26 protein-coding genes, 1 tRNA gene and 1 pseudogene are annotated in these 26,622 nt (G+C 44.3%); 6 read left to right on the top strand and 22 right to left on the bottom strand.

Translation table 11 applies throughout. From position 1 onward, the window contains the following. Nucleotides 1-100: 100 nt before the first annotated feature. The 7 genes from ACTNEW_RS00385 to ACTNEW_RS00355 form a co-directional block, all read right to left on the bottom strand. Nucleotides 101-358: a hypothetical protein gene (locus tag ACTNEW_RS00385; RefSeq protein ID WP_441056669.1), complete on the bottom strand. Its 258-nt coding sequence runs from the start codon at nt 356-358 to the stop codon at nt 101-103. 105 nt (nt 359-463) lie between these two features. Continuing rightward, entirely contained in the window at nt 464-661 is a 198-nt protein-coding gene (locus ACTNEW_RS00380) for a PspC domain-containing protein (protein ID WP_441056667.1), read from the bottom strand. Nucleotides 662-935: 274 nt separating this feature from the next. Beyond that, entirely contained in the window at nt 936-1,160 is a 225-nt protein-coding gene (locus tag ACTNEW_RS00375) for a helix-turn-helix transcriptional regulator (RefSeq protein WP_441056665.1), read from the bottom strand. Then, nucleotides 1,123-1,341, bottom strand: coding sequence for a hypothetical protein (locus tag ACTNEW_RS00370; protein ID WP_441056663.1), 219 nt, complete (start codon nt 1,339-1,341; stop codon nt 1,123-1,125). Before ACTNEW_RS00370 ends, ACTNEW_RS00375 begins: the two co-directional genes overlap by 38 nt. Continuing rightward, nucleotides 1,331-1,888: a DUF5714 domain-containing protein gene (locus ACTNEW_RS00365; protein WP_441056661.1), complete on the bottom strand. Its 558-nt coding sequence runs from the start codon at nt 1,886-1,888 to the stop codon at nt 1,331-1,333. Before ACTNEW_RS00365 ends, ACTNEW_RS00370 begins: the two co-directional genes overlap by 11 nt. Before the next feature lie 13 nt (nt 1,889-1,901). Further along, nucleotides 1,902-2,195 (bottom strand): ArsR/SmtB family transcription factor, encoded by a 294-nt coding sequence (locus ACTNEW_RS00360; protein WP_441056659.1) that lies wholly within the window; start codon nt 2,193-2,195, stop codon nt 1,902-1,904. A gap of 55 nt (nt 2,196-2,250) precedes the next feature. Further along, on the bottom strand, nt 2,251-2,448 hold the full coding sequence (locus ACTNEW_RS00355; RefSeq protein WP_441056657.1) for a hypothetical protein: 198 nt from the start codon (nt 2,446-2,448) through the stop codon (nt 2,251-2,253). A gap of 235 nt (nt 2,449-2,683) precedes the next feature. Between ACTNEW_RS00355 and ACTNEW_RS00350 the strand changes: the two genes are divergently transcribed. After that, nucleotides 2,684-4,420, top strand: a complete 1,737-nt coding sequence (locus ACTNEW_RS00350; protein ID WP_441056655.1) for an IS1096 element passenger TnpR family protein — start codon at nt 2,684-2,686, stop codon at nt 4,418-4,420. A gap of 261 nt (nt 4,421-4,681) precedes the next feature. On the opposite strand, the gene ACTNEW_RS00345 is transcribed toward ACTNEW_RS00350, so the two are convergent. The 7 genes and pseudogenes from ACTNEW_RS00345 to ACTNEW_RS00315 form a co-directional block, all read right to left on the bottom strand. Continuing rightward, the gene (locus tag ACTNEW_RS00345; RefSeq protein ID WP_441056653.1) at nt 4,682-5,116 is read right to left on the bottom strand and encodes a hypothetical protein; all 435 of its coding nucleotides are present in this window, start codon (nt 5,114-5,116) and stop codon (nt 4,682-4,684) included. Between the two features lie 104 nt (nt 5,117-5,220). Beyond that, nucleotides 5,221-6,411 carry an MFS transporter gene (locus ACTNEW_RS00340; protein ID WP_441056651.1) on the bottom strand — a complete coding sequence of 397 codons (1,191 nt, stop codon included), beginning with the start codon at nt 6,409-6,411 and terminating at the stop codon, nt 5,221-5,223. A 348-nt stretch (nt 6,412-6,759) separates the two neighbouring features. Then, nucleotides 6,760-6,921: pseudogene (locus tag ACTNEW_RS00335) on the bottom strand (aminotransferase); the annotation flags it as partial. 92 nt (nt 6,922-7,013) lie between these two features. Continuing rightward, complete coding sequence (locus tag ACTNEW_RS00330) at nt 7,014-7,445, bottom strand: transketolase C-terminal domain-containing protein (protein ID WP_441056649.1); 432 nt, start codon at nt 7,443-7,445, stop codon at nt 7,014-7,016. A 223-nt stretch (nt 7,446-7,668) separates the two neighbouring features. Beyond that, complete coding sequence (gene rlmD, locus ACTNEW_RS00325) at nt 7,669-9,036, bottom strand: 23S rRNA (uracil(1939)-C(5))-methyltransferase RlmD (RefSeq protein WP_441056648.1); 1,368 nt, start codon at nt 9,034-9,036, stop codon at nt 7,669-7,671. Nucleotides 9,037-9,041: 5 nt separating this feature from the next. Next, nucleotides 9,042-9,989: a 3'-5' exoribonuclease YhaM family protein gene (locus ACTNEW_RS00320; RefSeq protein ID WP_441056646.1), complete on the bottom strand. Its 948-nt coding sequence runs from the start codon at nt 9,987-9,989 to the stop codon at nt 9,042-9,044. 15 nt (nt 9,990-10,004) lie between these two features. Next, on the bottom strand, nt 10,005-11,345 hold the full coding sequence (locus ACTNEW_RS00315) for a S1C family serine protease (protein ID WP_441056644.1): 1,341 nt from the start codon (nt 11,343-11,345) through the stop codon (nt 10,005-10,007). A gap of 280 nt (nt 11,346-11,625) precedes the next feature. Between ACTNEW_RS00315 and ACTNEW_RS00310 the strand changes: the two genes are divergently transcribed. The 3 genes from ACTNEW_RS00310 to ACTNEW_RS00300 are packed head-to-tail and all read left to right on the top strand — an operon-like array spanning nt 11,626 to nt 16,126. Further along, nucleotides 11,626-14,004, top strand: coding sequence for an endonuclease MutS2 (locus ACTNEW_RS00310; protein ID WP_441056643.1), 2,379 nt, complete (start codon nt 11,626-11,628; stop codon nt 14,002-14,004). Nucleotides 14,005-14,018: 14 nt separating this feature from the next. Further along, nucleotides 14,019-14,720 carry a response regulator gene (locus tag ACTNEW_RS00305; RefSeq protein WP_441056641.1) on the top strand — a complete coding sequence of 234 codons (702 nt, stop codon included), beginning with the start codon at nt 14,019-14,021 and terminating at the stop codon, nt 14,718-14,720. Continuing rightward, nucleotides 14,717-16,126 (top strand): sensor histidine kinase, encoded by a 1,410-nt coding sequence (locus ACTNEW_RS00300; protein ID WP_441056639.1) that lies wholly within the window; start codon nt 14,717-14,719, stop codon nt 16,124-16,126. Before ACTNEW_RS00305 ends, ACTNEW_RS00300 begins: the two co-directional genes overlap by 4 nt. Here the strand turns inward: ACTNEW_RS00300 and ACTNEW_RS00295 are convergent. The 8 genes from ACTNEW_RS00295 to glyA form a co-directional block, all read right to left on the bottom strand. After that, on the bottom strand, nt 16,054-16,350 hold the full coding sequence (locus ACTNEW_RS00295; protein ID WP_441056637.1) for a hypothetical protein: 297 nt from the start codon (nt 16,348-16,350) through the stop codon (nt 16,054-16,056). The two genes, ACTNEW_RS00300 and ACTNEW_RS00295, sit on opposite strands and share 73 nt — an antisense overlap. Nucleotides 16,351-16,352: 2 nt before the next feature. Further along, entirely contained in the window at nt 16,353-16,853 is a 501-nt protein-coding gene (locus ACTNEW_RS00290; RefSeq protein WP_441056635.1) for a tRNA (cytidine(34)-2'-O)-methyltransferase, read from the bottom strand. Nucleotides 16,854-16,877: 24 nt separating this feature from the next. Next, entirely contained in the window at nt 16,878-17,471 is a 594-nt protein-coding gene (locus tag ACTNEW_RS00285) for an AIR synthase-related protein (RefSeq protein ID WP_441056633.1), read from the bottom strand. Nucleotides 17,472-17,690: 219 nt separating this feature from the next. Continuing rightward, the gene (locus ACTNEW_RS00280; protein WP_441056631.1) at nt 17,691-19,340 is read right to left on the bottom strand and encodes a B12-binding domain-containing radical SAM protein; all 1,650 of its coding nucleotides are present in this window, start codon (nt 19,338-19,340) and stop codon (nt 17,691-17,693) included. A gap of 88 nt (nt 19,341-19,428) precedes the next feature. Beyond that, a complete protein-coding gene (trxA, locus tag ACTNEW_RS00275; RefSeq protein ID WP_441056629.1) occupies nt 19,429-19,734 on the bottom strand; it encodes a thioredoxin in 306 nt (101 codons plus the stop codon). 36 nt (nt 19,735-19,770) lie between these two features. Next, the gene (locus tag ACTNEW_RS00270) at nt 19,771-20,673 is read right to left on the bottom strand and encodes an NAD(P)/FAD-dependent oxidoreductase (protein WP_441056627.1); all 903 of its coding nucleotides are present in this window, start codon (nt 20,671-20,673) and stop codon (nt 19,771-19,773) included. Nucleotides 20,674-20,992: 319 nt separating this feature from the next. Beyond that, on the bottom strand, nt 20,993-23,329 hold the full coding sequence (locus ACTNEW_RS00265; RefSeq protein WP_441056625.1) for a toll/interleukin-1 receptor domain-containing protein: 2,337 nt from the start codon (nt 23,327-23,329) through the stop codon (nt 20,993-20,995). 147 nt (nt 23,330-23,476) lie between these two features. Continuing rightward, nucleotides 23,477-24,715 carry a serine hydroxymethyltransferase gene (glyA, locus tag ACTNEW_RS00260; protein WP_441056623.1) on the bottom strand — a complete coding sequence of 413 codons (1,239 nt, stop codon included), beginning with the start codon at nt 24,713-24,715 and terminating at the stop codon, nt 23,477-23,479. A gap of 358 nt (nt 24,716-25,073) precedes the next feature. On the opposite strand from glyA, the gene ACTNEW_RS00255 reads away from it, so the two are divergent. Both ACTNEW_RS00255 and ACTNEW_RS00250 read left to right on the top strand, forming a co-directional pair. Beyond that, nucleotides 25,074-26,261 carry an iron-containing alcohol dehydrogenase gene (locus ACTNEW_RS00255; RefSeq protein WP_441056621.1) on the top strand — a complete coding sequence of 396 codons (1,188 nt, stop codon included), beginning with the start codon at nt 25,074-25,076 and terminating at the stop codon, nt 26,259-26,261. Between the two features lie 226 nt (nt 26,262-26,487). After that, nucleotides 26,488-26,560 (top strand) — tRNA-Phe (locus ACTNEW_RS00250). The last annotated feature ends 62 nt before the right edge of the window (nt 26,561-26,622 follow it).

Below are 26,622 nucleotides of genomic sequence, written 5' to 3'. Positions count from 1 at the left end.
GCTGGTTGTAGTATAGTTCAGTACACATCTTTCGTCAAGCAGTAAAAGCCTTCAGAATTAATGAAGTTGCAGTAAAACCCTTCAAAACGAATGAATATCGTTATTCCTCTTTCCACAGGGAAGCCAGTGCCATTCCCCACAACGGGACCATCACAAGCCCAAGCGCATGATTCCCCCATAAACCGCAATTGTTCAGTGCCGCCCCAAAAAGCAGGCCAAGGCTCATACCCAGAGCCATCCTCTGTTCCAGTTTTTTCCCGTCCTCTTTGGACACCTTTTTTCTCAAACTGGCACAGATAATTGCAAGAGCAAGTCCTGCCATTACCAACGGGAGCGCCGCCAAAATAAAATCCTTCATGTTTTGTTCCTCCACTTCGCTGCTTGCTCATACGGGCAGCCCGTCCAATATCCATGTGCCTGCGCATGCAAGCATGCTTCATCACATGGCTGCTGTCCGGGACTTTTATTCTAAATATTCCGGACTGCACGGGATAATGATCGCCGCTACAATGTATGCAAGGAAACCGCTTCCGCCCAGGAAACTGAACAGTATCCATGCCAGTCGTACAATGGTGGGATCAATATTGAAATATTCCGCAATACCTCCGCACACACCGCTGATAACCTTGTTTATATTGGATTTATAAAGTCTTTTGCTCATTTTTGAATTCCTCCATTTTTCTGATAGTCTTCTGTCCGGCAAATTTCCGGAAGCAGATCTGTTTATTTTGTTTTTGTTTATCTGTATTTTACGAAATCCGCATCATTTCCGATAGGCAGATTTTCATGCTGTATGTGTCAGTTTTATAGATTACAGGTAAAAAGAAAACGCAGGGCAGAGTACACAATACCATACTCATCCCTGCGTCTGTGAATCATCTTCCTGCAACAGAAAAACAATTACAAAAATTACGACTGTTTTCTTAATACATTTATCATCTCCATATAAACACCTTGGTAAATACCCGATAATCCCCATACCCTGCTCTCTCTGAAATCTCAGCAATGGGCAGATCCGTGGACACCAGGAGTTTTCTGGCTTTTTCCATGCGGATACTGGTAAGATAATTCAAAAATCCAACCCCGATCTCACTTTTAAAAAGCTGGCTGATATACTGGGCACTAAGATGAAACTCCTCCGCCAGAACAGACAGACTCACTCACTTCCTCTGCCAGATGTTCCTGCACATAACGGGTAATACTGGTGATCACCCGTTCTTCTTCCTGTCCCGAAACTTCCACAGCCCGTCTCTCGAACAGAGAAATTTTCAGATTATCATTAAACATCCTTTCCTTAGACATGTTCTTCCCTTTCGCAAGCTCCTCAATTTTACTTTTCATGAAATGGGCATCTCTCTTTGATGCATTGCGCATTCAGGTCGGAGTATTCACACTTCATCGGCTCCTGCTCAAGAGTCACATGATAATTCTCATTCACAAATTTAATTGCATTTTTAAATGCAATCATGGCATCTCTTTTACAGCATCTCGGACCATTAATCTCGCCCAGCTCGGCAACTGCACTTGAAGTAAACTCCATATGTTTGCCCCATGTTCCATCTGCAGATAACGGTCCTGTCCCGTCAATAATCGATAAAGCTGCCCCCATGGAAGTAATTGCACCGCAGACACCCCAGAGCCCGCACATTGCTCCCGGCATACGAAGTCCTTCTGCCATGAGTTTATTCAGTGCTTCATCGATATCGATATTTCCTCCTGCATTTTTGTATGCCATCAGCAAACATGCCCCATCCAATATATGATGTTCCGGTCCATGAATACTGATATAATCTTTCTTTGCAATGTTTTTAAAAATCCGGACAGGACTCCTGTCTTTTTCATTTTTTATATCGTTAATAATCAATTCTGCTTTCTCCGCTGTCGTCATACTGTACCTCCCGCTATATCTGTGCTTCCTTTTTTGTTCCATGTGCTAAATGATCCAAATATTCTTCATATCTTTTGAGCGTCTCGTAATTTAAAGAATAATAGTGCCACTTACCATCCTTACGATCATTTACAAGACTGCATCCCACCAGTATTCTCATGTGATGCGATAAGGTAGGCTGCGTTATTTCAAATTTTTCCAGAAGTCTGCACCCGCATTTTTCCCCGTCTGATAACATCTGCACAATTTCAAGACGATTCACATCGCCAAGCGCTTTGCATATAGAAATCACATCTATTGATTCCATATCATTTACCTCGCATAAATAATTATATATAGTTTATTATATACATAGACATCTGTCAATGTATTATATATAATGAAACTGCAGTTATTGTTAAAAAGAAATCTGCAGACCATTCATTATCTGAAATTCCGGTTACTATTTTAATTACTCTGGATGCATATTCTGAAGCTATAAAAAATAATTTAAAGATCTCATGCAGGATACCTGCGACTTTCGCCTCCTGCATGACAGCTATACTGTTTTTAGCAGGCATCTGGATTCCGGGCGGTTTTGAATATGATATCAATCTTTCAAAATGGCGAACGATTTTCAAAATAATAATTTTACATAAATATTATCTGTTCAAAATCATATGACTTTGTTAGAATAGTCTTAACGACGTTCGGTTATGAACATACAGCAGGTCAGATTTCAGATATCCGATTTATACTGACCACAATAATTGTCTTTATTCACAGACAGTTCAATAACAGAAAGAGGAAGAAAATATGCCTAATTCATATCAGTTTAAAATCACCATCAAAAACAGCCATCCCCCCATATGGAGAAGAGTTCTGGTTCCGGACGGGATTACTTTCCGGGAGTTGGATGATATCATTGAGAAGATCTTTGGTTGGACTCATGATCACATGTTTGAATTTTCTTTCCGCGAGGGAGATTATTATACAGGAACTCCCATCGCTTCTGAAGAAGATACCGTGGACAGAGTTATTGACAGGTTTATTTACGAAAATGAAACTTTTTCCTATACTTATGATTTCGGTGATAACTGGGAGCATACGATCAAAGTTGAAAAAATCGTTGATCGTAAGGAACGTTTTCCTGTTGTTCTGAAATCAAAAGGTCCGAATATGATAGAGGACTGCGGTGGTATGTGGGGCTTTTATGATTATATTGATGAGGCGGAGCCTTTTGATATGGATGGTGTAAACCAGTTATTCAGCACCTGGATCTACCCCGTAAACAACCACAGTGACCTGGAAGATGAAGAGGAGTATTTCGGGATGTCCGGCAAAGAGAACCTGAAATTCCAGGATGACAGCTTATTTTCTGACCTGCCGGGCATGATGAACGATGAAGTATCTTTACAAAGTGCTCTTGAACAGATTACGCAGCAGGAAAACACTCTGCGCAAAGAAAGTGCGGGAATCAGAAGCCTCACGGATGTATTCAGCCAATATTCCAAGGATAACCTGAAAGATCTGGCCCGGCTTCATCATTTCACCCGGTACAACCGTTTCAACAAAAAAGAACTTGCGGAATGGCTGAAAAACAGTCTTCTGGAAACGCAGTTTATGAAAAAGCTTTTGAAAAACTCCACAGAAGAGGAATTCCGTACTTTTGAAAATGCGATAAAAGAAAACGGGATTATGATTCCCGAAGAACTTCTGAGCAACTCTGTGCTGCTCTGTACTTACGGAGGATATAACAGTTTCTCCAGTTTTCTGCAGATTCCGCAGGATGTGCAGGATAAGTATGATCAGATCTGTACACCTGAGTTTTATGAAGAACTTGAACAGGGCTTCCTGATTTCTTCCTATATCAGATCTGCTGTATATTTATATGGTACTGTTTCCCTGGATGAGCTCAAAACGCTTTACCGCTGCTATGAGGGTATGGAACTTTTGCAGGAATATCTTCAGCCTGTTCTTGAGGAAATCCAAACGTATGGGGAACCTTACTGCCTGATCGATGACAGAATCATGGACAGCAGTCTGGCTGAGGACCATCTGTATCCGGAACTTCTGAAAAGCCAGAACCTGTATTCACGATATATTCCGGAAAGCAGAGAAGAGTTTCTTAATTTCGGAAAGAATGATTCCCAGATCATGAACAATGAAACTGCATTTTTTCTGGACTATCTTACAGAAACGCTTCATCTTGATCAATATACCGCGTTTATGGTATTTTTAAGTATCGAGGACGATATCCGGATGAATGTACCGGATGAAGAATTATTAGAGGAAATGGAAGAAGCCGGATGTAAGTTTTCTTCCCTGAAAAGGGTGCGTGAAACCCAGAAACAGCTTCGCAAATTCCGCAGGTTTATACGAAAATGGGACTATAACGGTCATTCGGGAAATGAAATCCGGACCCTGAATCATGCCGGAAACCAGAAAGAACATTCCAAGATCATAGCTTTTCCGGAAAAAAAGGTTTATCCAAATGATCCTTGTCCTTGCGGAAGCGGTAGGAAATATAAGTACTGCTGTGGAAAGAAATAGACATATGGTGTACAAAACGGGCTGGCTCACCTCAGCATCCCCACTTCACTTATAGTGGATTCCGAGGAACCTGGAAGGTATATATATTATTGTAAAATTTTATCTCAGAATCTTCATGTCAATTTATTGTAAACACAGCGTCTCCTTATATTTCCTGCTGTTATACTATGTCCCGGAAAAAATTTACAGCTATTGATGCCCGTTTTCTCAGAGGAATCCGGCATTCAATAGCTGTTTTTTCCATGCTGTACCAATATATACTTACAAAAAAGAACGAATATCAACGGCAAGCTTTTCTTCAAGATTTATCAGATGTTTCGCAATATCTTTGGTTTTCTCATCAGCGGCTTTATACTGATTCAGATATTTATTTAGAGATTTTACTCCCATATTACAGCCATCTGTCATTAAATCAGCAATGGTCTCATCCGATTCATTCATGACCAGCTTCACATTTGTTTTCATCCATGACATACTTTTCGCCATCACATTGGGCTCTTTTCCATCGTCGTGATATTGCTCTAAAAGTGTCTGAATTTCTTTTTTCAGCTTCATGTGTTTATCCCTGCATTCCACAAGGTATTTCCGAAATGTTTCATCATGTACATAATCCAAAACATCTTCTATCGATGCAACACCCATCTTAATTCCTGAATCACATTCACGCAGCAGTTTTATTGTATCATCTTCAATCATTAATTGTTGCCACCTCCCGGTATTTTATGACTCGGGAATATTATTTCCGGTTTTATAAATAATATTCCGATAATCAGATCCGGTTGCGGACATCATCTGATCGGTTATTTATGATCCGTTGTACTACGAAAACGTCTCATAATCAATAAAGAAACAATTAATACCAGCGGAAATACGCATCCCGCAAGCATCCCTTTCTGAAGATTGTCATTTGCCTGCTGGGTAATATTTCCCACAAGACTCGGTCCAAAGGCTCCGCCCAAATCCCCTGCCATTGCCAGCAGTGCAAACATAGCGGTTCCGCCGGCCGGAAATTGTTTTGATGAAATACTGATGGTTCCCGGCCACATGATACCTACCGAAAATCCGCAGACTATGCATCCGATCAAACCGATGACAGGATTTGCTGACATAGAAGCCATTAAGTAGCAAATGAGACACAGACTTCCGGAGCCAAGCATGAATTTCATCAAATCCATTCTATCACCGTATTTTCCGTAAATCACACGGCTGATTCCCATGGTTATGGCAAACATGCAGGGACCTGCCAGATCACCAATGGTTTTTGACAGACCAAGAGCTGCTTCCGCATATGCAGAAGCCCACTGTGCCATGGATAATTCCGATGCACCGGCACAGACCATCAGAATAATGGATACCCAGAACAACGGAACACGAAGCAGGCTTCCAACCTTCATTCCCTGACCCTCTTCCGTCAGATGTTCAATCGGACAGACAGCAAAATTGTAAATATTATACAAAGGTACCAGTGCCCATAGACAGGCAAGCCATTTCCAGTTGTCAATTCCAAATACTGCAAAGAAAAGTGTAGATAAGACTACAACCCCCACAGAGCCCCAGCAATAGAAAGAATGTAAAAGGCTCATTGCTGCTTCCTTATGTTCAAACGGGCAGGCTTCTACGATCGGGCTGACCAATACCTCGATCAATCCGCTTCCGATTGCGTAGATAATGACGCTGATGAGAATTCCAACAAACGGATCATGGAACAGTTCCGGCAAAAATGCCATTCCTGCCAAGCCGGCCGCAGAGCATACTTCCGATGCTACAACAGATTTACGATATCCAATGCGATCCACATATTTTGCACACAGAACATCTACGATCAGCTGTGTCAGGAAAAACATCGTTGATATCAGCGCAATCTTTCCCAACGGTATCGCATAGTCCTTATGAAATTTCAAAAACAGCAGAGGGGCAAAATTTGCCGTGATTGCCTGCGTGATAAATCCCAGATAACAGGCAATTAATGTTTTTTTATAATTCTTGACCATATTGACTTCCTAATCTCCTTTCACTATCATGCCTTTTGAACTATATTGTATTATCAGCCATATGTCAATGCACAATATCACAAAAGAGGTTGTTTTCATCAATTCACAGGTACTCCACCGTTTTGAGGCGGCCGAACATGCCATTTGAGTGCCAGATATATTCTTCAAATGTCCAATGGCAAAAAGAAAATGTGCTGTCCGGCTCCTGCAAACAACAGAAACCGGTATATCTGTCATTGCACAGAATACCGGCTTCGAAAATACAGGATATTATTGTCGGAAATTTCAAAAAATTGTTTCACCTGACGCCAAGTGAATATCGGAAACACGAAAACAGCTAACGATTACTTAAGCCTTGTACAGTTTTGACAGCCTGTCTAAGGCCTCAAGCAATGTTTCATCCTGCTTTGCAAAATGGAATCGGATCAGATGATTCACATCTTCTTTAAAAAAGCTGGAACCCGGTACTGCTCCCACACCGATATCTTTTGCCAGCCTCTCACAGAATTTTCATGATTGCCATAAAGGCAAGTCCCGCCACGATTAGCCCCTCTTCTATGTAATCCAGCGCTTTTCCAAGATAACCTATCAGCTTTTTCATCTTACTTATCCTCATTTATCAGTTCCTTTGCCTTGTTTACAATATCTTCCACATGTACTCTGACCTGTTCTTCCAGTTCCGGTGCAAACGGAACCGGTACAAATGGCGCAGCAATTCTGGAAACCGGAGCTTTCAGGTAAGAAAATCCTTCCTCTGCAACCGTTGCAGCGATTTCGCCCCCAAATCCTCCCTGTTTCACCGCTTCATGGGCGATGAGCAGCCTTCCGGTCTTTTGCACAGAACGAAGTACCGTTTCTTTATCCCAGGGTGACAGCGTAATCAGATCGATCACTTCTGCTGAGATTCCTTCCTCTTCCAGCTTTTCTGCTGCCTTTTCAACGGTAAGCATTGTTTTGGAATAAGAAACAATAGTCAGATCCGTTCCTGTTTTTCGTATCTTCGCTTTTCCGATTTCATACGGAATCTTTTTCATAATACCATCTGATTATATATTTCCGTTAGTAAAATCCTCTATCACCTGTAGGTAAAACATCTGTAAAATATCTGCAGAACTGTCAAACTTCTCTCCATAACAGCATAAAAAAGCTTTGACACATTATAATTGTCAAAGCTTTAATAAGACTTACCACTTTAAAAATATCTTCTTCGTATATCTCACCGATATTTCCAATTCGGAATGTATCCTTACACTCCGATTACATAACCACCCGTTCCAGTTTTGCCACATTTTCTGTGTGAACCGTGTGAGCAAATTGATCGACCGGGCAGACGCGTTCCAGCCGGTACCCGTTCTCACACAGATATTTCAGATCTCTCGCCAGTGTTGCGCTGTCGCAGCTCACATATACGACCCGCTTCGGCTGCATTTTCAGAATCGTCTTCAGAAGCACTTCATCACAGCCCTTTCTCGGCGGATCCACCACGATTACATCCGCATAAATTCCATTCTTCTCATATTCCTGCGGCAGTACCTCTTCGGCCTTTCCGGTAAAAAACTCCACATTGTGAATCCCGTTCAACTGCGCATTCCGCTTCGCATCTTCAATTGCAGCAGGAACGATCTCCACACCACGGACAAACTTCGCCTGCTGTGCCAGAAACAGCGAAATCGTTCCAATTCCGCAGTACAGATCCCACACCGTTTCTTCTCCGTGAAGATCCGCGTATTCCAGTGCCTTGGCATAGAGCTTCTGGGTCTGTCCCGGATTGACCTGATAGAAAGACAGGGGAGAAATCTGATAGGAAATATCACCGATCTTATCCGTAATATAGGTCTGTCCCCAGAGGAGATACAGCTTTTCGCCAAGAATCACATTACTTCTGGAACGGTTTTCGTTCAGTGTAATACTGGTCATCCCTGTAATTTCCCGCAGAGTGTCCACCAGCACTTCACTGTGCGGCAGTTTATTCCCATTTACGACCACACACACCATTACTTCGCCTGTAAAAAAGCCGTAACGAATCAGAATATGACGGACCAGTCCCTTTCCGGTCATTTCGTCATAAGGCTCCACATGATATTTCTCCATATAGGCAATCACACGGTCGAGAACTTCTCTGTTCACCGCAACTCCAAGCGCACAGTCTCTGTTCTCAATAATGCTGTGCGTTCTTCCTGCATAAAATCCGGTAATGATTCTTCCATCTTTGCCGCGTCCTACAGGGAACTGTGCTTTATTGCGGTAATGATACGGATTCTCCATCCCGATGACAGGCTCCATGGGAATCTCACGGAATCCTCCGATCCGTTCCAGATGTCCGCGGACTTTGGCTTCTTTGAAAGCCAGCTGCTGTTCATAAGAAAGTGCCTGAATCTGGCATCCGCCGCACTGGCGGGCATACGGACATTTGGGCTCTGTGCGGTAAGGAGACGGTTCCAGAACTTCCATGAGTCTTCCATAGCCATAATTCTTTTTGGCTTTCATAATTTTTGCCCGGACTGTATCGCCGATCACAGCATCCTTCACAAAGACGGTGAAGCCATCCGCCTTACCGATGCCTTCACCGTCAATTCCACAATCTTCAATTCGAATCGTTACCATATCGTTTTTACGAAATTCCATAAGGATCAAAAATCTCCTGTTCTTCTCAAATTAGATTCAAACAGCCGGTTATACCCCAGCCATTCTTTTTTGCCCTTATCTGCGGCAAAAATCTCTGTCAGAGTTTCCATCCGTGCATCCGTATTGTCTGCCAGATTCAAAGCAACCGCTTCTGCAAGAGCCGGTTTTTTTGGAGAACCATATTCCAGTTCACCGTGATGAGCCAGAATGCAGTGTACCAGCTGATTTTCCAGATTAACCGGAAAATCCGGGATTTCCTTAGCCAGATCATGAATCATCTGTGCTCCGATAATAATATGCCCCAACAGCTGTCCTTCATCCGTATAGTCATTCAGCGGAAAAGAAGAAAGCTCTCTTGTTTTGCCCACATCGTGAAGCAAAGATGCTGTGATCAGAAGATCACGATTCAGAAGCGGATAGGCACCTGCCATATAATTGCAGAGTTTTGTTACACTTAAGGTGTGTTCCATCAGTCCGCCGATAAATCCGTGATGAACCGTTTTTGCGGCGGAATGACCTTCAAACGATTTGAGGAATTCCTGATCTTCCACAAACAATTTCTTCAGAAGCGCAGACAAATAAGGATTCTTTATACTCTCGATCATTTTCAGAAGCTGACCGTACATATCATCCGTACTGTTCCCGCTGACCGGAAGATAATCTGCCGGATTGTATTCTCCCTCTCCCGCCTTGCGGACTCTCTTCACATTCAGCTGCATGGCTCCTGCAAAACTGGTCACATCTCCCACAACTTCTATATAATCCAACGCATCAAATTCATCAATTCCCAGAGAATTCGGATCCCAGATTTTGCCGTCCAGAACGCCCGTTTTATCCTGCAGGATAATGCTGTCATATGGTTTGCCGTTTTTGGTTACCGCAGACTGTCTCTGTTTGCATAAATAAATGCCGTTAATTCTGTCACCTTCATGTAATTCGTTGATAAAACGCATGCTGTTTCTGCCTTTCTATTTCTCTTCTATTGTCATATCAAATTCCATTTCCACAAATTTTCCTTCTGTACCTTTTCTGCACACAGTCAGTTCTGCCTGCTCGCCCACATTCAGATTCTGCAGTTCTGCCATATAATCCATCATGTTTTCTGTTTCCTGTCCATTGATTCCCACAATGATATCACCATTCTGAATACCGGCAATCATGGCAGGAGAAGCAGACTCCACTCCTTCTACATAAATCCCCTGCGGAATATTCAGCTTCTCCGCCTGAGGTTTCTTAATGGAAGCACCCAGAATTCCCAGATAGCGGATCTGTTCACCATTGGAAAGATTCTCGATCAAAGGCCGGAGTTCCGCAATGGAAACACCTTTGAGAATACTCTCATCCTCATCTGTACGCATAATCATTCCAATCACATTCCCCTGCATATCAAGAAGAACACCGCTGCTCTCAATGCTGCCCATGATATTCGTACCAAGCAGAGAATATTCCGCATCTGCAACTCTCAAACTTCCTGATACAGAAGTTACCAGACCATACATCACAGAATTGAAATTACCGGACGGACTTCCGATGGCAATCACTGTTTTTTCATTGGAAAGATCAAAGGAATCACTGAGTGATGCCACATAAACCTCACTCCATTCTTCTTCTGTCAAAAGATTCCGCGGAACACGGACAACCGCAAGTCCTGTTCCGGGATCTGCCTTGCAGAGACTCCCTTCCGCAACTGCTCCCTTACAGAAAGTAACACGAATACTATCGGATTTTTCGATATTTTTATAATTTGTCAGTATATAGACATCCTTCTCATCGCTGTAAAAGATTACTCCCTCTTCTTCCCCGTAAGTAAGAAAGGAATCGTCCAGAAGATCCGTATCATCTGACAGCCCGGAAAGTCTGACCATAGCTTTCATAGGCTTTTCTGCAATCTGTACAGCCTCCTCATAAACAGAAGCATAAATTTCCATAGAACTTTCATTTCCTGCTTCCTGTCCATCATCAAAGACAGCATCCGGTATCTCTTCCGGTTCCCTGACGTCCTCTTCCACATATTCTGCATCGGCAGCTTCCTCTGTCTCCTCTGCAGCCGAGATTCCGATCGGACCCGGTCTGGCATCGGAAAGCGTCACTTCTTCTCCCGCAATAAATCTCTCCGCAGCAACCGGGCAGGCCACTGTAAATGCAACCGCAGCGCTGCCGCCAAAAAGTGCTCCTCCAAGAGCCAGTGTAAAAAGACGTTTCACATGAACGCCCAGATTCACCGGGTTCTTTTTGATGGTTTCCTTAATAAAGGAATAATCTTCGTGCATCTCCTTTTTTCCAGATTCCGGATTTTCTCTTTCTGACATAATGTATTTCTCCTGGTAAAACAACTGACACTGGTGTAACTGATCAAGTGTTACTGTTCCTCGCATTCACAGTAACAGATAAAACTCACAAAACTGCTATTCTGGAATCCAGTTTAACAAAAAGTTATGAACTTTTTATGAATGAATCTTATATTTTCATGTATTGGAATTTTTCCTTTTCAATATACCGCAAATCATGTAAAATGGGTAGTGGAAATTTATAAAAAATCATGCGTTTTCCATCGGAAACCGCAAATGAACCAATCATGCAGGAGAAATTATGAATCAAAAAGCATTAAAAGCACTGGAATATCACAAAATCATTACACAGCTGACTGACAAAGCTTCCTCATCCATGGGCAAGGAGCTCTGCCGGTCACTGACCCCATATACAGACCTGGAACAGATCCGTCTCATGCAGACACAGACCAGAGATGCCCTGAGCCGCCTTTTCAAAAAAGGAACCATTTCCTTTGGAAGTGTCAAAGACATCCGCGGTTCACTGAAGCGTCTGGAGATTGGAAGCACCCTCGGTATTACAGAGATTCTCGCCATCTGCAGTCTTCTGGAAAATGTCAACCGGGTAAAAGCCTATTCCCGCAGTGACAGAAGCGACGTGCTGCCGGATTCCCTTGATGGCATGTTTGACTGTCTGGAACCGCTCACGCCTCTTACCTCTGAGATCCGGCGCTGTATCCTTTCCGAGGACGAGATCAGCGACGATGCCAGCCCTGCTCTGCGTCAGATCCGCCGCGGCATGAAACTGGTCAACGACCGCATCCACTCACAGCTTTCCGGACTGGTCAATGGCAGTGCCCGTACGTATCTGCAGGATTCTGTCATCACCATGCGCAACGGACGCTACTGTATTCCGGTCAAAGCCGAATACAAGGGACAGGTTCCCGGCATGATCCATGACCAGTCTTCCACCGGATCTACTTTGTTCATTGAGCCCATGGCTATCGTAAAACTGAATAATGACATGCGGGAACTGGAACTTCAGGAGCAGAAAGAAATCGAAGTTATTCTCGCTTCCCTGAGCGAACAGATTGCACTCGACCGGGAATCCATTTCCCTGGATCTTGAGACCATGGTACAGCTTGACTTTATTTTTGCCCGTGCGAGTCTTGCTATGGAAATGAATGCCAGCGAACCCATCTTTAATGAAGAAGGACGCATCCATCTGAAAAAGGCACGCCATCCGCTGATCGACAAGAAAAAAGTCGTTCCCATCGATATCCGTCTTGGCGATGACTTTGACCTGCTTGTCGTAACCGGACCGAATACCGGCGGCAAAACGGTTTCTCTGAAAACCGTAGGACTTCTCACCTTAATGGGACAGTCCGGACTCCATATTCCGGCATATGACCGGTCAGAGCTTGCTGTTTTTCACGAAGTTTATGCAGATATCGGAGACGAACAGAGCATTGAGCAATCCTTAAGTACCTTCTCCTCCCATATGACCAATGTGGTATCATTTCTCAGCAGAGCAGATCAGAATTCTCTGGTCCTTTTTGATGAGCTTGGCGCAGGTACCGACCCGACAGAGGGCGCTGCACTTGCCATTGCCATCCTTTCCACTCTGCATGAGCAGGGAATCCGCACCATGGCGACCACGCATTACAGTGAACTGAAGGTCTACGCGCTTTCCACTGCAGGTGTGGAAAATGCCTGCTGTGAATTTGACGTGGAGACGCTTCGTCCTACCTATCGCCTTCTCATCGGCGTTCCGGGCAAAAGTAATGCATTTGCCATTTCCTCAAAGCTCGGTCTGCCGGATGCTATCATCAATAAAGCCAAAGAACAGATCAGCGAGCAGGATGAATCTTTTGAGGATGTACTGTCCTCTCTGGAAAACAGCCGTGTCATCATCGAGAATGAACGCCTGGAAGTGGAACGCTATAAGGAAGAGGTCCGTACTCTGAAAGAACAGCTGGAAGCCAAACAGGAAAAACTGGATGAACGCAGGGAACGGATTCTCAGGGAAGCCAATGAAGAAGCCCTCGCAATTCTGCGCGAGACAAAGGAATATGCCGATCAGACCATGAAGCTGTTCCACAAATTCCAGAAAGACCATGTAGATACTGCCGCTGTGGAAAAAGAACGCCAGAATATCCGCCAGCGCATGTCTCAGGCAGAGAAACATATTACCCTGAAACAGGAAACACGCAAGCCCAAAAAAGAACTGAACCCCAAAGATCTTCGCCTTGGAGAATCTGTAAAAGTACTGAGCATGAACCTGAAGGGAACCGTCAGCAGTCATCCGGATTCCAAAGGTTATCTGTTTGTCCAGATGGGCATCATCCGTTCCAAAGTCCATATTTCCGATCTGGAACTGGTGGATGAACCGGTGATTACCAATGCTGCACTTTCCCGCACCGGTGCCGGCAAGATCCGTATGTCCAAATCCTCCAGCATCTCCACGGAAATCAATCTTCTTGGCAAAACTGTGGATGAAGCCATTGCGGAACTGGACAAATATCTGGATGATGCATATCTTGCTCATCTCAAAACGGTCCGAATTGTCCACGGCAAAGGCACCGGTGCCCTGCGCAAAGGTGTCCACAACTATCTGAGACGCCAGAAGCATGTGGCTTCTTTCCGCCTGGGTGAATTCGGCGAGGGCGATGCCGGTGTAACCATCGCAGACCTCAAATAAAAGGGAGTGATATCATGATTTCTAAACAGAAAATACTGATCGTAGACGATGATAATAATATTGCAGAGCTGATTTCTCTGTATCTTACCAAAGAATGCTTTGAAACAAAAATTGTCAATGACGGGGAGCAGGCATTGAAAGAGTTTCACCTCTTTCAGCCTGATCTGATTCTTCTGGATCTGATGCTTCCCGGTATCGACGGCTATGAAGTGTGCCGGGAGATCCGTCATACCTCCGAAGTTCCCATCATCATGCTTTCCGCCAAGGGAGAAACCTTCGACAAGGTTCTGGGACTGGAGCTGGGTGCGGATGACTACATCATCAAACCTTTTGATTCCAAGGAGCTGGTTGCCAGAGTCCGGGCTGTTCTCCGCCGTTTCAAGGTCAAACAGCCCACACCTGCATCCAAAGAAAAATGTGTCAGCTACCCTGATCTCACTATCAATCTGGCCAATTATTCCGTGACCTACATGGGACGTCAGATCGATATGCCTCCGAAAGAACTGGAGCTTCTGTACTTTCTGGCCGCCTCACCCAACCAGGTATTCACCCGCGAACAGCTGCTGGATCATATCTGGGGATACGAATATATCGGTGATACCCGTACCGTAGATGTACATATCAAGCGCCTTCGCGAAAAAATCAAAGACCATCCCCGCTGGAGTCTTGCCACTGTCTGGGGAATCGGTTATAAATTCGAGGTGAAACCGCAATGAAAAAATCTCTGTACAGAAATTTTATACTTCTGTACCTGCTTCTTGGTATTCTTGGATTTCTTATCATCAGTTCCTGCGGCTCCTACATGGTGGAACAGGAACTGGAGAAAGCCGTCAGTGAAGATCTTTACGAGGAAGCCCACCTGATTGCATCCGATGACACGATCAGGACCTCCATTTCCTCTTCCAGTCTGCAAAGCCTGCAGAATAATCTCACTGCACTTTCCAGATATCAGGATTCCGTCATCTGGATCATCAACAGCAGCAATGAAATCGTGCTGGACACCTCCGGAAATTTTTCCACGAAAGAGACCGTCCCTTTGGATAATTTTGACCCTACCCAGTGGGGCGCCAATTATTATCAGACCGGTGATTTTTATGGATATTTTTCAAGGGAACGACTGAGCGTTATCGCTCCGATCACAGAGAATATGACGATCAAAGGCTATGTCTGTATCCACTATCTGATGAGTGACCTGTACCGAAATCGAAGCTCCATACTGCTGATCATTCATCTTATTTTCTTTGGAATCTATCTGCTGGCCGGTTCTCTGCTCGTGTATTTTTACTATCGTGTGGAACGTCCGCTCTGTCAGATTGTCAGGGGTGCCTCAGAATTTGCCTCCGGGAATCTGTCCTACCGTATTCCGCAGAAATCAGAGGATGAAATCGGTTACCTTTCGAATACGCTGAACTATACAGCGGATAAACTGAACCGCAATGGGGAATACCAACGGAAATTTATTTCCAATGTTTCTCATGACTTCCGTTCCCCGCTGACCTCCATCAAAGGATATGTGGAAGCCATGCTGGACGGTACGATTCCTCCTCAAATGCAGGAAAAATACCTGAAAATCATTTCCTACGAAGCCGGACGTCTGGAAAAGCTCACCAAAAGTCTTCTCACTCTGAATGAGCTGGATATCCAGAAGCGAATGATGCATCTTCGGAAATTTGATATCAACGAAACCATCAAGACGACTTCCGCTACTTTTGAGGGAATCTGTACCGAGCGTAAAATTCTTCTGGAGCTTGTTCTTTCCGGCAAAGAATTGTATGCAAAAGCTGATATTGAACAGATCCAGCAGGTACTGTACAATTTATTGGACAATGCTATCAAATTCAGCAATAATGGTTCTTCCATTATCATCGAAACAACCGAAAAGAATAATAAAATCTTTGTCTCTGTCAAAGACCACGGTTCCGGCATCCCCAAGGCAAGTCTTCACAAAATATGGGACCGTTTTTATAAAATCGATGCCTCCCGCGGAAAGGACCGGCAGGGAACCGGTCTCGGGCTCTCCATCGTACAGGAAATCATTCATGCACATGGTCAGCAGATCAATGTGATCAGTACAGAAGGTGTCGGAACAGAATTTATTTTTACACTGGATAAAGCAAAATAGCACGGAATACCGGTCTGTGTTTCCGCATCAGCGGTCACAGATCCGTATTCCGTGCTATTTTTTGTACAGGCACCATTTTTTGCGCAGGCACCATGAACCTCAGTCATCACGAATACTTCCTGCATCACTGCATAAAGTATTGTACAGGCACCACGAATCTCAGATATCACAAATACTTCCTGCATCACTGCATGAAGTATCTCTGGTCTCCTATAACCAATCATCTTTATTTCCAGTCAAATTTTCTCAGATGCCCGTCCAGACGCATATGATCAAAATTATGCTGCCGCAGAGCCTCATAAAGCACGATTGCCACAGAATTGCTCAGATTCAGAGAGCGTGTCTCTCCTACCATGGGAATCCGGACACAGGTTTCCTGATTTTGATAAAGAATATCCTCCGGTATTCCGGCACTTTCCTTCCCAAACATGATAAAACAGTCTTCTTCATAATGAACATCTGTATAGGTCTGCGGAGCTTTGGTCGTTGCGTAATAGATTTTGGCTCCCGGATTCTTCTGAAGAAAATCTTCATAGTCCAGATAAGTGGTCACATCAAGATCCTTCCAGTAATCCAGACCTGCACGTTTGATTGCTTTTTCATGAATGCTGAACCCCAGAGGTTCGATCAGATGCAGCCTGGTATTGGTCGCCACACAGGTTCTTCCGATATTTCCGGTATTCGCCGGAATCTCCGGCTCATGTAATACAATATTCAATTTCGCCATTTCTGTATTCCTCCTGTGCTGTACTTACCACTGCATTTTGTATATTTCGTCTCTGGCCGGACGGTCCAGATAACGGACATTGGAGCCGCTGTAAAGCAGCCGGTCATTGCCGTTATTCGTCTGCCCGATGATTGCCGCAGGAAGTCCCATTCTGAGATACTCCTGCACCAGATTCTCACCGCCCGGAATCCCGATCAGAAGTGCTCCTTCCGATCTCAGATAATAAGGATTCAGGTCAAACCGTTCGCATACTTCAATGGTTTCCTGCCGGACAGGAATCTTGCGCAAATCTGCCTGAAGCCCCACCTGAGAGGCTTCCGCCATTTTCCAGAGTGCGCTGAGCACACCGCCCTCTCCCATTCTGTACAGAGCACTGGCTCCAAATTCCCGGGCCATTTCCCATGCTTTTTCCGTCACACCATAATTCTGCTCCAGATTTCTGCAGCTGTATAAAAATCCTTTTGAAAAATAATTCGAAAGTTCTGTTTCTTCGTGCTGTGCCAGCAGGACTGTTCCGCGAAGCGCAATACATCCCGCTGCCACCACTTCCTCTCCCGGCTTAAGAAGACCTGTAATCTCTGCCTTCAAAGCCTCCATTGCTTCTTTTCCCAGTTTCATGACTGCACCTTACAGTATCATGGAAATCACGGTAGGCACTACCATGGCAAGCACCAGAATCAAAGCAATCACAGCAGTAATTATTTTACGTTTTTTCGGATCAAACATTCCCATTTTTATCACCTCTTATATGTTGATGAACCCGTTTTCTTACAGTATTCTGCGTTATTGGTATAGTTATTTACGAAACGATGTACCAGCGCGTGTTTGAAAATTGCTCTAAAATAAAGAGATTTCTTCCACATACGCATTATTCAGAAGCAGGTCCCGTCTCGTGTAATCATAAAGCAGCACTTTTCCATCCCGGAATACTTCGATATGTGCGGTCTTCGGTATCTCATGAGCACGCCGGTATTCCCACACGGCTTTCTCCCATGGCTTCTGATCAGATGCAAAGGAAGGACGGCTCTTCAGATTTTCTCTCAGATACAGATCGTAAATCATACGGTCTGCTGCTGTTTCTAAAGAAATCTGCGGATATTCTTCCAGAAATTCCAGCAGAATCTCATATCTTCTGATTCTGGAATGCGAAATCTCTCCATAGCCCTTTTTCTCATAAAACTCTCCCAGCGCTTCATAAAGCCCGAACGCATCCGGAAAAAAAGGCTCCAGATATTTCAGCGTATGTTGGAACTGTCCACTATTATAATACACTTCCACCATACTTTCCACCATTTTCAGACGTAAAATTTCCCCATAGGAAAGCCACCTGGTGCAAAGCACTTCATATGGTTCCCGGGATTTGTACACAATTCCGTACTCCCGGGCGGTCTCCATCATATGCGAACCTTTCAATACCTTCAGAAAGCCCAGCTGAAGCTGCTGCGGCTGCATGGCATAAACTACATTAAAAGAATTCCGAAAACTGCCATAATCTTCATACGGCAGTCCTGCAATCAGATCCAGATGCTGGTGAATATTACCGAAACTGTGGATTTTCGCCACTACAGCTGTCAGTTTTTCCAGATTCATGGTTCGGTGAATCGCCTGAATCGTATTCGGATTCACAGACTGCACGCCGATTTCCAGCTGAATCAGCCCCGGACGCATCGTCTTCATCAGTTCCAGCTCCTCTTCCCGCAGAAGATCAGCAGAAATCTCAAAATGGAAATTGGTCACTCCGTTATCATGCTCCGTAATGTACTGCCAGACAGCCATGGCATGATCATGTCTGCAGTTAAAAGTCCGGTCTACAAATTTCACCTGCGGCACTTTCTGATCAATAAAAAACTGAAGTTCTTTTTTGACCAGTTCCAGTGAACGGAAACGCAGCTTTTTATCTACAGAAGAAAGACAGTAACTGCAGGAAAACGGACAGCCCCGGCTGCTCTCATAGTACACGATCCGGTTGGCAAAATCCTTCATATCCTCATAAACAAACGGCACGGCACTCAGATCCGTTACTTCTCTCCATCCATTATGGTGCACACCCTCTTCATCCCTGTACGCAATTCCCCGGATTTTTTCCAGAGAAATCTGTTTCTCTGTGTAATGCTTTACCAGTTCCAGAAATGTTTCTTCTCCTTCACCAACCATCACTCCTTTTACATGCGGATTTTCCTGCAGAAATTCCTCCGCATCAAAAGAGACTTCCGGACCGCCCACCCAGAACTCCACACCAGGAAGGATCTTTGCCAGATCTGTCATCAATTCTCTGACAAAAGAAATATTCCAGATATAGCAGGAAAAGCACACCACATCTGCTCCGGCTTTGTAGATGTCGCGCATAATGTCGTCTTTCTGTTGATTAATCGTGTACTCCCGGAGGAGAATGTGTTCATGGTATTCTTCTGCATAGGCTTTCAGGCTGAAAACAGCCAGATTGGAATGTATATATTTGGCATTGCAGGCCGCTAATAAAATTTTCATCCGTTTTCTCCACTCGTTAAAAAACATAAAAATGGATTGCTTTTTCTTAATCTGGAGAGTGTTTGAAAATTGCTTTCCGACTGATATTTCAAACACTCTCCAGCAGACTCTTCAGTTTTTCTTTCGGTGTAAGACCGATCAGACGGTTCACTTCTTTTCCTTCTTTGAAGATGATCAGCGTCGGAATGCTCATAACCTGGAACTGCTGTGCAAGTCCCGGTTCCTGATCCACATCCACTTTTCCCACTGCATACCCTTCTTCGGCCAGTGCCTCCACGATCGGACCCTGACGCATACACGGACCGCACCAGGTTGCCCAGAAATCTACCAGGACCGGTTTTTCGGACTTCAAAACTTCTGCTTCAAAATTCTGTGCTGTAATCACTTTTGCCATAATTCTTTCTCCTTTTCTATCATGTTTCATGAATATCTATTCTCTGTGTCTGCTCCGCACATACTGTATCGCACTGATTCCTGCCTGACAGCCTTCGTAGACTGCTTTTGCCACCTGCAGCAAACCTCCTGTGCAGTCTCCGGCGGCAAACAGACCGGGAATGGTGGAGGACATTTTTTCATCCACTTTAATATGTCCTTTTTCGGTCAGTTCCGCTCCCATCTGACGGGCGATCTCAGAACTTCCGGCTGTACCCAGCGCAACAAATACACCATCCGCAGGCATGAAGGAAGCCTGCATATCTCCGTTCTCCTGAGAGGTTACATCACTCTGAAGCCGGATACCTTCCACATGGCTCTCTCCTTCGATTGACTGGATCTTCATAGTATTTACTGCAATAGGATGTTCTCTGGAGAAGTCCGGTTCTTTGCCATCTGTATAAATGGTCACGCCGGATGCCAGATTTGCCAGTTCCTCTGCCTCATGAAGTGCAAAATCACTGTTTCCAAGAACTGCCACTTCCTTTCCCCTGTAAAAAAACGCATCGCAGACAGCGCAGTAACTGACTCCTTTTCCTTCCAGTTCCCGGATTCCCGGAATCTGCGGTGTACTCCGCTTGCTTCCTGTGGCAAGAATCACACTCTCAGCTTCAAAGGTTCCTTTTGTTGTCTGCACTTCAAATGTATCAAATCCACCCATTCCAAGTACCTGAGCCTCCAGAATCCTTACACCCAGATCTTTTGCCTGCTGCAGTCCGCGTTCAAAAAGTTCTTTACCGGAAAGAGGTGTTTCCAGTCCATAATAATTTTCTATCTTTTCTGCTTTTTCCAGTGCTCCTGTTCCGTGATTGATCACCAGAGGTTCCATATTTCCTCTTGCGGCATACAGAGCCGCTGAAATTCCGGCAGGCCCTGCACCGATAATAATCAGTTTTTCCATTTTATCACCGCCCTTTTATATTGTACTGTATTTATCCAATTTTATCTACACTATTTTTTCTATATTATACAGAAAATCGTTTCTATTATCCATACAAATACAGAAAATGATTCTAAAAATTATCTATCTCTTATTGATTCAGGTAGTGATTCTTTTCCCGAATTTCTCTGTATGAATGAGAAAATCCACAGTTCTTCATACACTGTGGATTTTAACATTTTACTTTATTACACACTTCCATCAAAAGATACTGTTTTCATTTTTCCTCACACATAACATTGCATGTATGATTTCATACCTGTTATCCGGTACTTTTCTCTTAATAGCCTGACTCATCCGGAATAATCGTTTCTGTAAAAAATGGATCTTCTTTCAGAAGCCCGGCAAATTCCGCATCGTATTCTTCCAGAAAAGAATCCTTCGGAAACACAAATTCATATACCATCCTGTGCGTCTCATATCTGTCTGTATTCAGAAAGAACCCTGTGGTATTATCCTGATCTCCCCGTATATACAGATTTCTGCACCAGAGATTGTGGCTGAAATCAATAATCTCATAGATCTGCTTTATCAGGGACAGCAGTCTTTCCGGTGTCAGTTCCTCTTTTTTCAGTCCGAGCCACACTGTCAGATAGCCTTCCTCCGACAATCGCACCTGCGCGGAAGGACAGATCTGTGTAATTTCTTTTTCCAACCGCTCCTGCTCAACGGAAACAGAAGACACAAGAGGAAAAGCATTTTCGGAATTTTCCACGCCTTCATACCGGATATTTTCCATCCAGAATCTGGAAGGCATGGTCTGTCCATTAAACAGTTCTTCCAGAAAATCAAGAAGATACCGGTATTCCTCTGTAATTTCATCCATTCCCCAGACCGTCAGCTGATCCAGATATACCTTACCGGTATCCACACTTTCTTTTACAGATTCCTCTGTGCATCTGGCCACAATCTGGTCTGTCATGCCAAGATAAAAATCTGTATTTTCGGATTCCAGGACCTGTTCCACGGTTGTCTTCCATTCATCCACGGAATAGGAACTGATCGATGCAGACAAAAGATACGATTCTTCTTTCTTCTCGAAAGAAAAGCTTCCCTTTTCCAGAGTGACAGACGGATAAAATTTATTCTGAACAGAAATGGAATTCGAGGAAACTCCCAGCCACTCCAGCATCTCCTGATTCAGCCGGTCCGGTGCCACTTTTACGGTAATTCCGTGTTCTGCAGATACCGTATGTCCCAGCGCATAGGGAGTTTCCAGAGTATCCAGACGTTTCCGGAATACCGCAAATGCATCCTTCTCATTGCCCTCTGTCAGATCGTCTGCAGGCTGATACTGAAGAATCACGCAGGGATCTTTGATCTGTTCCTCATTGCACTGATTCACACCGCATTCTTTTAATTCTTTTGGATACTCCCACTCCACAGGCAGAAGAATATCAAAATAAAAGCTGTATGGCATCGGTTCACTGGTATAATTATGCAGAATCAGTTCTGCCAGCGCATCGTCCTGATAATTGTCTATAAAATAGAAATTTCCGGATTTTCCCATAAACAACCGGTAATAATAATAGTTGTCCGGATTTTCCTCCACATCCTGCGACAGTATCAGGGAATCGGTATCATTTCCAAAAATATCACTGATTGTTTGCTGAAATTCTTCTGTAAATGTCAGTTCAAAATAATGATAGGAATCCATCTCTGCCAGGGAAGGATTTTCCTCTGCAGTATACGACGAAAAATATTCCGTTAACACCAGTCCATCCACAGATCCTTCCTGATATTCCAGATTTTCAATATCGTCCGGCTGGATTTCCAGAATCCTGTCTGAATTCTGTTCCTGCAGATATAATTTCACAGCGCGGCTCAGATAAGCCCGAAGATACTCCTGTATATCGATTCCTCCAAAACATTCCAACGGAATAAGAAGATCAATTTCATCTTTCTGAATATCCATCGAATATTTACTGTCACCTGCCAGAATCTCCATTCGTTCTTTCAGGATATCAATAGCATCATAGTACTCAGCTGCCGACATTTTATCCGAAGCACTCAAAACAATCGAAACATTCTCTGCCATTTGCTTTCTTTTTTCGTACTTCTTCCAGCAGACGGCACCCATTCCTGCAGCAATTGCCAGAAAACAGCAAAGTACGAACAGGATTGTCTTCTTCCTTCTCGCAATTTGTTCCCTGAAATCATATTTCTTATTCGTCTTTCGGAACTTATGAAACATCACCGGTCTGCTGCGAAGCAATGATGTCATCTTGTCAATCACCGCATCAAAATAATCTTTGCTGTCCTGAATCCCGTTAAAATCCGGCAGTTCCCGCAAATTCTCCGGCAGCTTGTCCGGCCAGACAAACCCTTTCATCATAACGGGCAGAATGTTTTTTCCAGTTTTGATTGCATGAGACAGTTCCAGATAAACCCAGTCATCCTCATTACTACACCGGTCAAGACCACCCGGCGGAAGAATCACCACTACATCCTTACATTCCTCGATCACAGACAACAGTTTTTCATTAAACTTCCCGGAACGCAGAGACTCAATATCCAGAAATACCCGATATCCTCTGTCTGTCAACCGGTCATAGATCAATTGTGCAAGAGTATCTCCGCCTTCCCGCCGGTAGCTTATAAAAATATCATAAGACATTTGTACCCTCCACTCTCCACGCAAATTCTGAAAAAAGCGCCCTGAAAACTCAGAGCGCTTTCTCTTTACCTTGAAATATTATAACATACTTTCACTCAACCTGCCAGAGAATATTTATCTGTCAGCCTTCCAGCTGATATTTACCTTTCAACCTACCAGAGGATATCTATCTGTTAAGGATTTTACCAGAGCTTTTGCCTGTTCTTTATTGTCGCGGCTTTTCAGCATCAGGGAAATCGCCTCAGCAATCGTATCCATATCTTCCGGCTTCATTCCTCGTGATGTAACCGCCGGAGTTCCGAGACGGACACCGCTGGTGACAAATGCAGACTGCGGATCATTCGGAATGGCATTTTTGTTACAGGTAATATTTACTTCGTCCAGAAGATTTTCCATTTCCTTACCTGTTACCCCAAGATTTCTCAGATCCACAAGCATCAGATGATTATCGGTTCCTCCGGATACAATATCCACGCCTCTCTTCTGAAGACCTTCACACAATGCCTTCGCATTCTCCACAACCAGTCGCACATATTCCTGAAATTCCGGCTGAAGCGCTTCCTTCAGACATACCGCCTTGGCTGCAATCACATGCATAAGAGGACCTCCCTGGGTTCCCGGAAAAACGGCTTTATTAAAATTAAATTTCTTCGCATTCTCAGCACTGGAAAGAATCAGGCCGCCGCGTGGTCCGCGCAGTGTTTTATGCGTGGTAGTTGTCACCACATCCGCATACGGAATCGGGCTCGGATGCTGGCCGCCTGCCACAAGTCCCGCGATATGGGCCATGTCCACCATCAGGTATGCCCCGACTTCATCGGCGATCTCACGGAATTTCTTAAAATCAATGGTTCTGGCATATGCACTGGCACCGGCTACGATCAGCTTCGGTCTGCATTCCAGCGCAATTTTGCGTACTTCCTCATAATCAATCACTCCATGATCATTTACCCCATAGAAAACTGCATGAAAATATGCACCGGAAAGGTTTGCAGGACTTCCGTGTGTCAGATGCCCGCCATGAGCAAGATTCATACCAAGAACGGTATCTCCCGGTTTCAGCATTGCAAAAAATACCGCCATGTTTGCCTGTGCACCGGAATGAGGCTGTACATTGGCATATTCGCAGCCGAATAATTCTTTTGCGCGTTCAATTGCCAGCTTTTCTACTTCATCTACACAGACACATCCTCCATAAAATCTCTTGCCGGGATATCCTTCTGCATATTTATTCGTAAGAGGGCTTCCCATTGCTGCCATAACTGCCTTGCTTACCCAGTTCTCGGAAGCAATCAGTTCAATATGGGAGTTCTGACGCTCCACTTCCGCCTCGATCAATTTTGCAATTTCTGAGTCCACCTGTTCGATTCCCTTTAATGAATACATGATTCATCCTCCATTTTTCCTTTGTTTTCATCGTATGGTCGATTATACCCGATTTCGCCTCTTGTGTCAACCGTAAAAAGACATTTGTCCGCCGTAGAAATATTTTTCGTTATTCTTATGATTTCCACAAAAATTTTACTGTTTTTTTTGACTAATATACAAGAATCTGTTTTAATATTAAAAGAGGATCCGGTATCGTAATTCTGTACAGTTTCGTACGCTGCAGTACGTTTCTGCTGTACATGTTTCTCTGCTGAATAATTCCTTTTCGGTACATCTTTTTTCCCGCTGAACTGTGAAGCAGAAACCGGATTCTTATATATCTTCATCGTTTCATGATAAGGAGAGTGAATGATTTATGAGAGATTTTGAATATTATACACCTACGCGGGTCATCTTTGGAAAGGACACCCATTTACAGGTCGGAACACTTCTGAAAGAGCAGAAATGCCGTAAAGTTCTGATCCACTTTGGCGGAAACAGTGCCGTCCGCTCCGGTCTTCTGAAACAGGTGGAAACCTCCCTGAAAGAAGCCGGCATTGATTATGTAACTCTTGGCGGAGTCGTTCCCAATCCCAGACTTTCCAAAGTCCGCGAGGGAATGGAACTTTGTCTCAGAGAAAATGTAGATTTTATTCTCGCAGTCGGAGGCGGCAGTGTCATTGACTCTGCCAAAGGAATCGCATACGGTGTTGCCAATCCCTGGACGGATGTCTGGAATTTTTATCTGAAAACAGAAACACCTACAGCATGTCTGCCTATCGGTGTCATACTTACGATTGCCGCAACAGGCAGTGAAATGAGCAATTCCTCTGTGATCACGAATGAAGACGGATGGCTGAAGCGCGGAAGCGTAAAAACCGATCTCTGCAGACCGAAATTTGCGATTCTCAATCCACGCCTTACCTATACCCTGCCTCAGTATCAGACAGAAAGCGGCTGTGTAGATATTCTCATGCATACCATGGAACGCTATTTCGTCAACAGTGAAACCATGGAAATCACTGACAGTATCAGTGAATCCCTTATGCAGACAGTCATCTATAATGCCCGTATTCTCATGAAAGAACCCGGAAATTATAATGCCCGTGCAGAAGTTATGTGGGCAGGAAGTCTTTCCCACAATGGTCTTACCGGCTGCGGCACCGGCGGTGGAGACTGGGCCTGCCATCAGCTGGAGCATGAACTGGGCGGTATGTTTGACGTTGCTCACGGTGCCGGTCTTGCGGCACTCTGGGGAAGCTGGGCTCGTTATGTTTACCAGGAAAACCCGGAACGTTTTGCCCAGTTTGCCACCAATGTCTTTGACATCCCCTGCGGTATCGATTTTGAAAAAACGGCTCTCGCAGGTATTGTAGCAATGGAAGGATTCTTCCGTTCCATCCAGATGCCGACCAATCTCCGTGAACTCGGCCTGAACGTGACTAATGAACAGATTCATGAGCTTGCATTTAAATGCAGCTTTGAAGATACCAGAACCATCGGCACATTCCGGCAGCTGAACAGGAAAGATATGGAAAAAATTTATCTTATGGCAAGAGGATAACAAAACAACGGGGATGGTGAAAGAGCAACAGGGAAAAGCGGCACATACTTGTGCCGCTTTTCCCTGTTGCTCTCCATCTCTCCCACTCGACACTTTTTTAACTCGGGACATTTTCTCTTTTTTAACTCGACACATTTTTTTAACTCGACATATTTTCAACTCGACACATTTTTTTCTTGCAAAAAAAGACAAATTATGGTAGACTATCATACGTGAATTATTTTATGCCCAGATAGCTCAGTTGGTAGAGCAGAGGACTGAAAATCCTCGTGTCGCTGGTTCGATTCCGGCTCTGGGCATTTTTTTAATGCACCAACCAGGGGGAATGCGGCATGTTGTGCCACTTTCTCCCTTCCCCCTG

This window comes from Blautia sp. HCP3S3_G3 (assembly GCF_052063365.1).
Taxonomy (GTDB): domain Bacteria; phylum Bacillota; class Clostridia; order Lachnospirales; family Lachnospiraceae; genus Blautia_A.
This window is presented reverse-complemented; position numbering and strand designations above follow the sequence as displayed.

Bases quoted from the DNA above. Each gene is read 5' to 3' on its own strand.
- ACTNEW_RS00350 (WP_441056655.1), top strand. From the start codon at position 2,684: ATGCCTAATTCATATCAGTTTAAAATCACCATCAAAAACAGCCATCCC.
- ACTNEW_RS00340 (WP_441056651.1), bottom strand. From the start codon at position 6,411: ATGGTCAAGAATTATAAAAAAACATTAATTGCCTGTTATCTGGGATTT.
- ACTNEW_RS00295 (WP_441056637.1), bottom strand. From the start codon at position 16,350: ATGATTGGTTATAGGAGACCAGAGATACTTCATGCAGTGATGCAGGAA.
- ACTNEW_RS00300 (WP_441056639.1), top strand. From the start codon at position 14,717: ATGAAAAAATCTCTGTACAGAAATTTTATACTTCTGTACCTGCTTCTT.
- ACTNEW_RS00305 (WP_441056641.1), top strand. From the start codon at position 14,019: ATGATTTCTAAACAGAAAATACTGATCGTAGACGATGATAATAATATT.
- trxA (WP_441056629.1), bottom strand. From the start codon at position 19,734: ATGGCAAAAGTGATTACAGCACAGAATTTTGAAGCAGAAGTTTTGAAG.
- glyA (WP_441056623.1), bottom strand. From the start codon at position 24,715: ATGTATTCATTAAAGGGAATCGAACAGGTGGACTCAGAAATTGCAAAA.
- ACTNEW_RS00370 (WP_441056663.1), bottom strand. From the start codon at position 1,341: ATGAAAAGTAAAATTGAGGAGCTTGCGAAAGGGAAGAACATGTCTAAG.
- ACTNEW_RS00290 (WP_441056635.1), bottom strand. From the start codon at position 16,853: ATGGCGAAATTGAATATTGTATTACATGAGCCGGAGATTCCGGCGAAT.
- ACTNEW_RS00265 (WP_441056625.1), bottom strand. From the start codon at position 23,329: ATGTCTTATGATATTTTTATAAGCTACCGGCGGGAAGGCGGAGATACT.
- ACTNEW_RS00385 (WP_441056669.1), bottom strand. From the start codon at position 358: ATGAAGGATTTTATTTTGGCGGCGCTCCCGTTGGTAATGGCAGGACTT.
- ACTNEW_RS00280 (WP_441056631.1), bottom strand. From the start codon at position 19,340: ATGAAAATTTTATTAGCGGCCTGCAATGCCAAATATATACATTCCAAT.
- ACTNEW_RS00360 (WP_441056659.1), bottom strand. From the start codon at position 2,195: ATGGAATCAATAGATGTGATTTCTATATGCAAAGCGCTTGGCGATGTG.
- ACTNEW_RS00285 (WP_441056633.1), bottom strand. From the start codon at position 17,471: ATGAAACTGGGAAAAGAAGCAATGGAGGCTTTGAAGGCAGAGATTACA.
- ACTNEW_RS00330 (WP_441056649.1), bottom strand. From the start codon at position 7,445: ATGAAAAAGATTCCGTATGAAATCGGAAAAGCGAAGATACGAAAAACA.
- ACTNEW_RS00355 (WP_441056657.1), bottom strand. From the start codon at position 2,448: ATGCCTGCTAAAAACAGTATAGCTGTCATGCAGGAGGCGAAAGTCGCA.
- ACTNEW_RS00365 (WP_441056661.1), bottom strand. From the start codon at position 1,888: ATGACGACAGCGGAGAAAGCAGAATTGATTATTAACGATATAAAAAAT.
- rlmD (WP_441056648.1), bottom strand. From the start codon at position 9,036: ATGGAATTTCGTAAAAACGATATGGTAACGATTCGAATTGAAGATTGT.
- ACTNEW_RS00315 (WP_441056644.1), bottom strand. From the start codon at position 11,345: ATGTCAGAAAGAGAAAATCCGGAATCTGGAAAAAAGGAGATGCACGAA.
- ACTNEW_RS00380 (WP_441056667.1), bottom strand. From the start codon at position 661: ATGAGCAAAAGACTTTATAAATCCAATATAAACAAGGTTATCAGCGGT.
- ACTNEW_RS00320 (WP_441056646.1), bottom strand. From the start codon at position 9,989: ATGCGTTTTATCAACGAATTACATGAAGGTGACAGAATTAACGGCATT.
- ACTNEW_RS00255 (WP_441056621.1), top strand. From the start codon at position 25,074: ATGAGAGATTTTGAATATTATACACCTACGCGGGTCATCTTTGGAAAG.
- ACTNEW_RS00310 (WP_441056643.1), top strand. From the start codon at position 11,626: ATGAATCAAAAAGCATTAAAAGCACTGGAATATCACAAAATCATTACA.
- ACTNEW_RS00345 (WP_441056653.1), bottom strand. From the start codon at position 5,116: ATGATTGAAGATGATACAATAAAACTGCTGCGTGAATGTGATTCAGGA.
- ACTNEW_RS00270 (WP_441056627.1), bottom strand. From the start codon at position 20,673: ATGGAAAAACTGATTATTATCGGTGCAGGGCCTGCCGGAATTTCAGCG.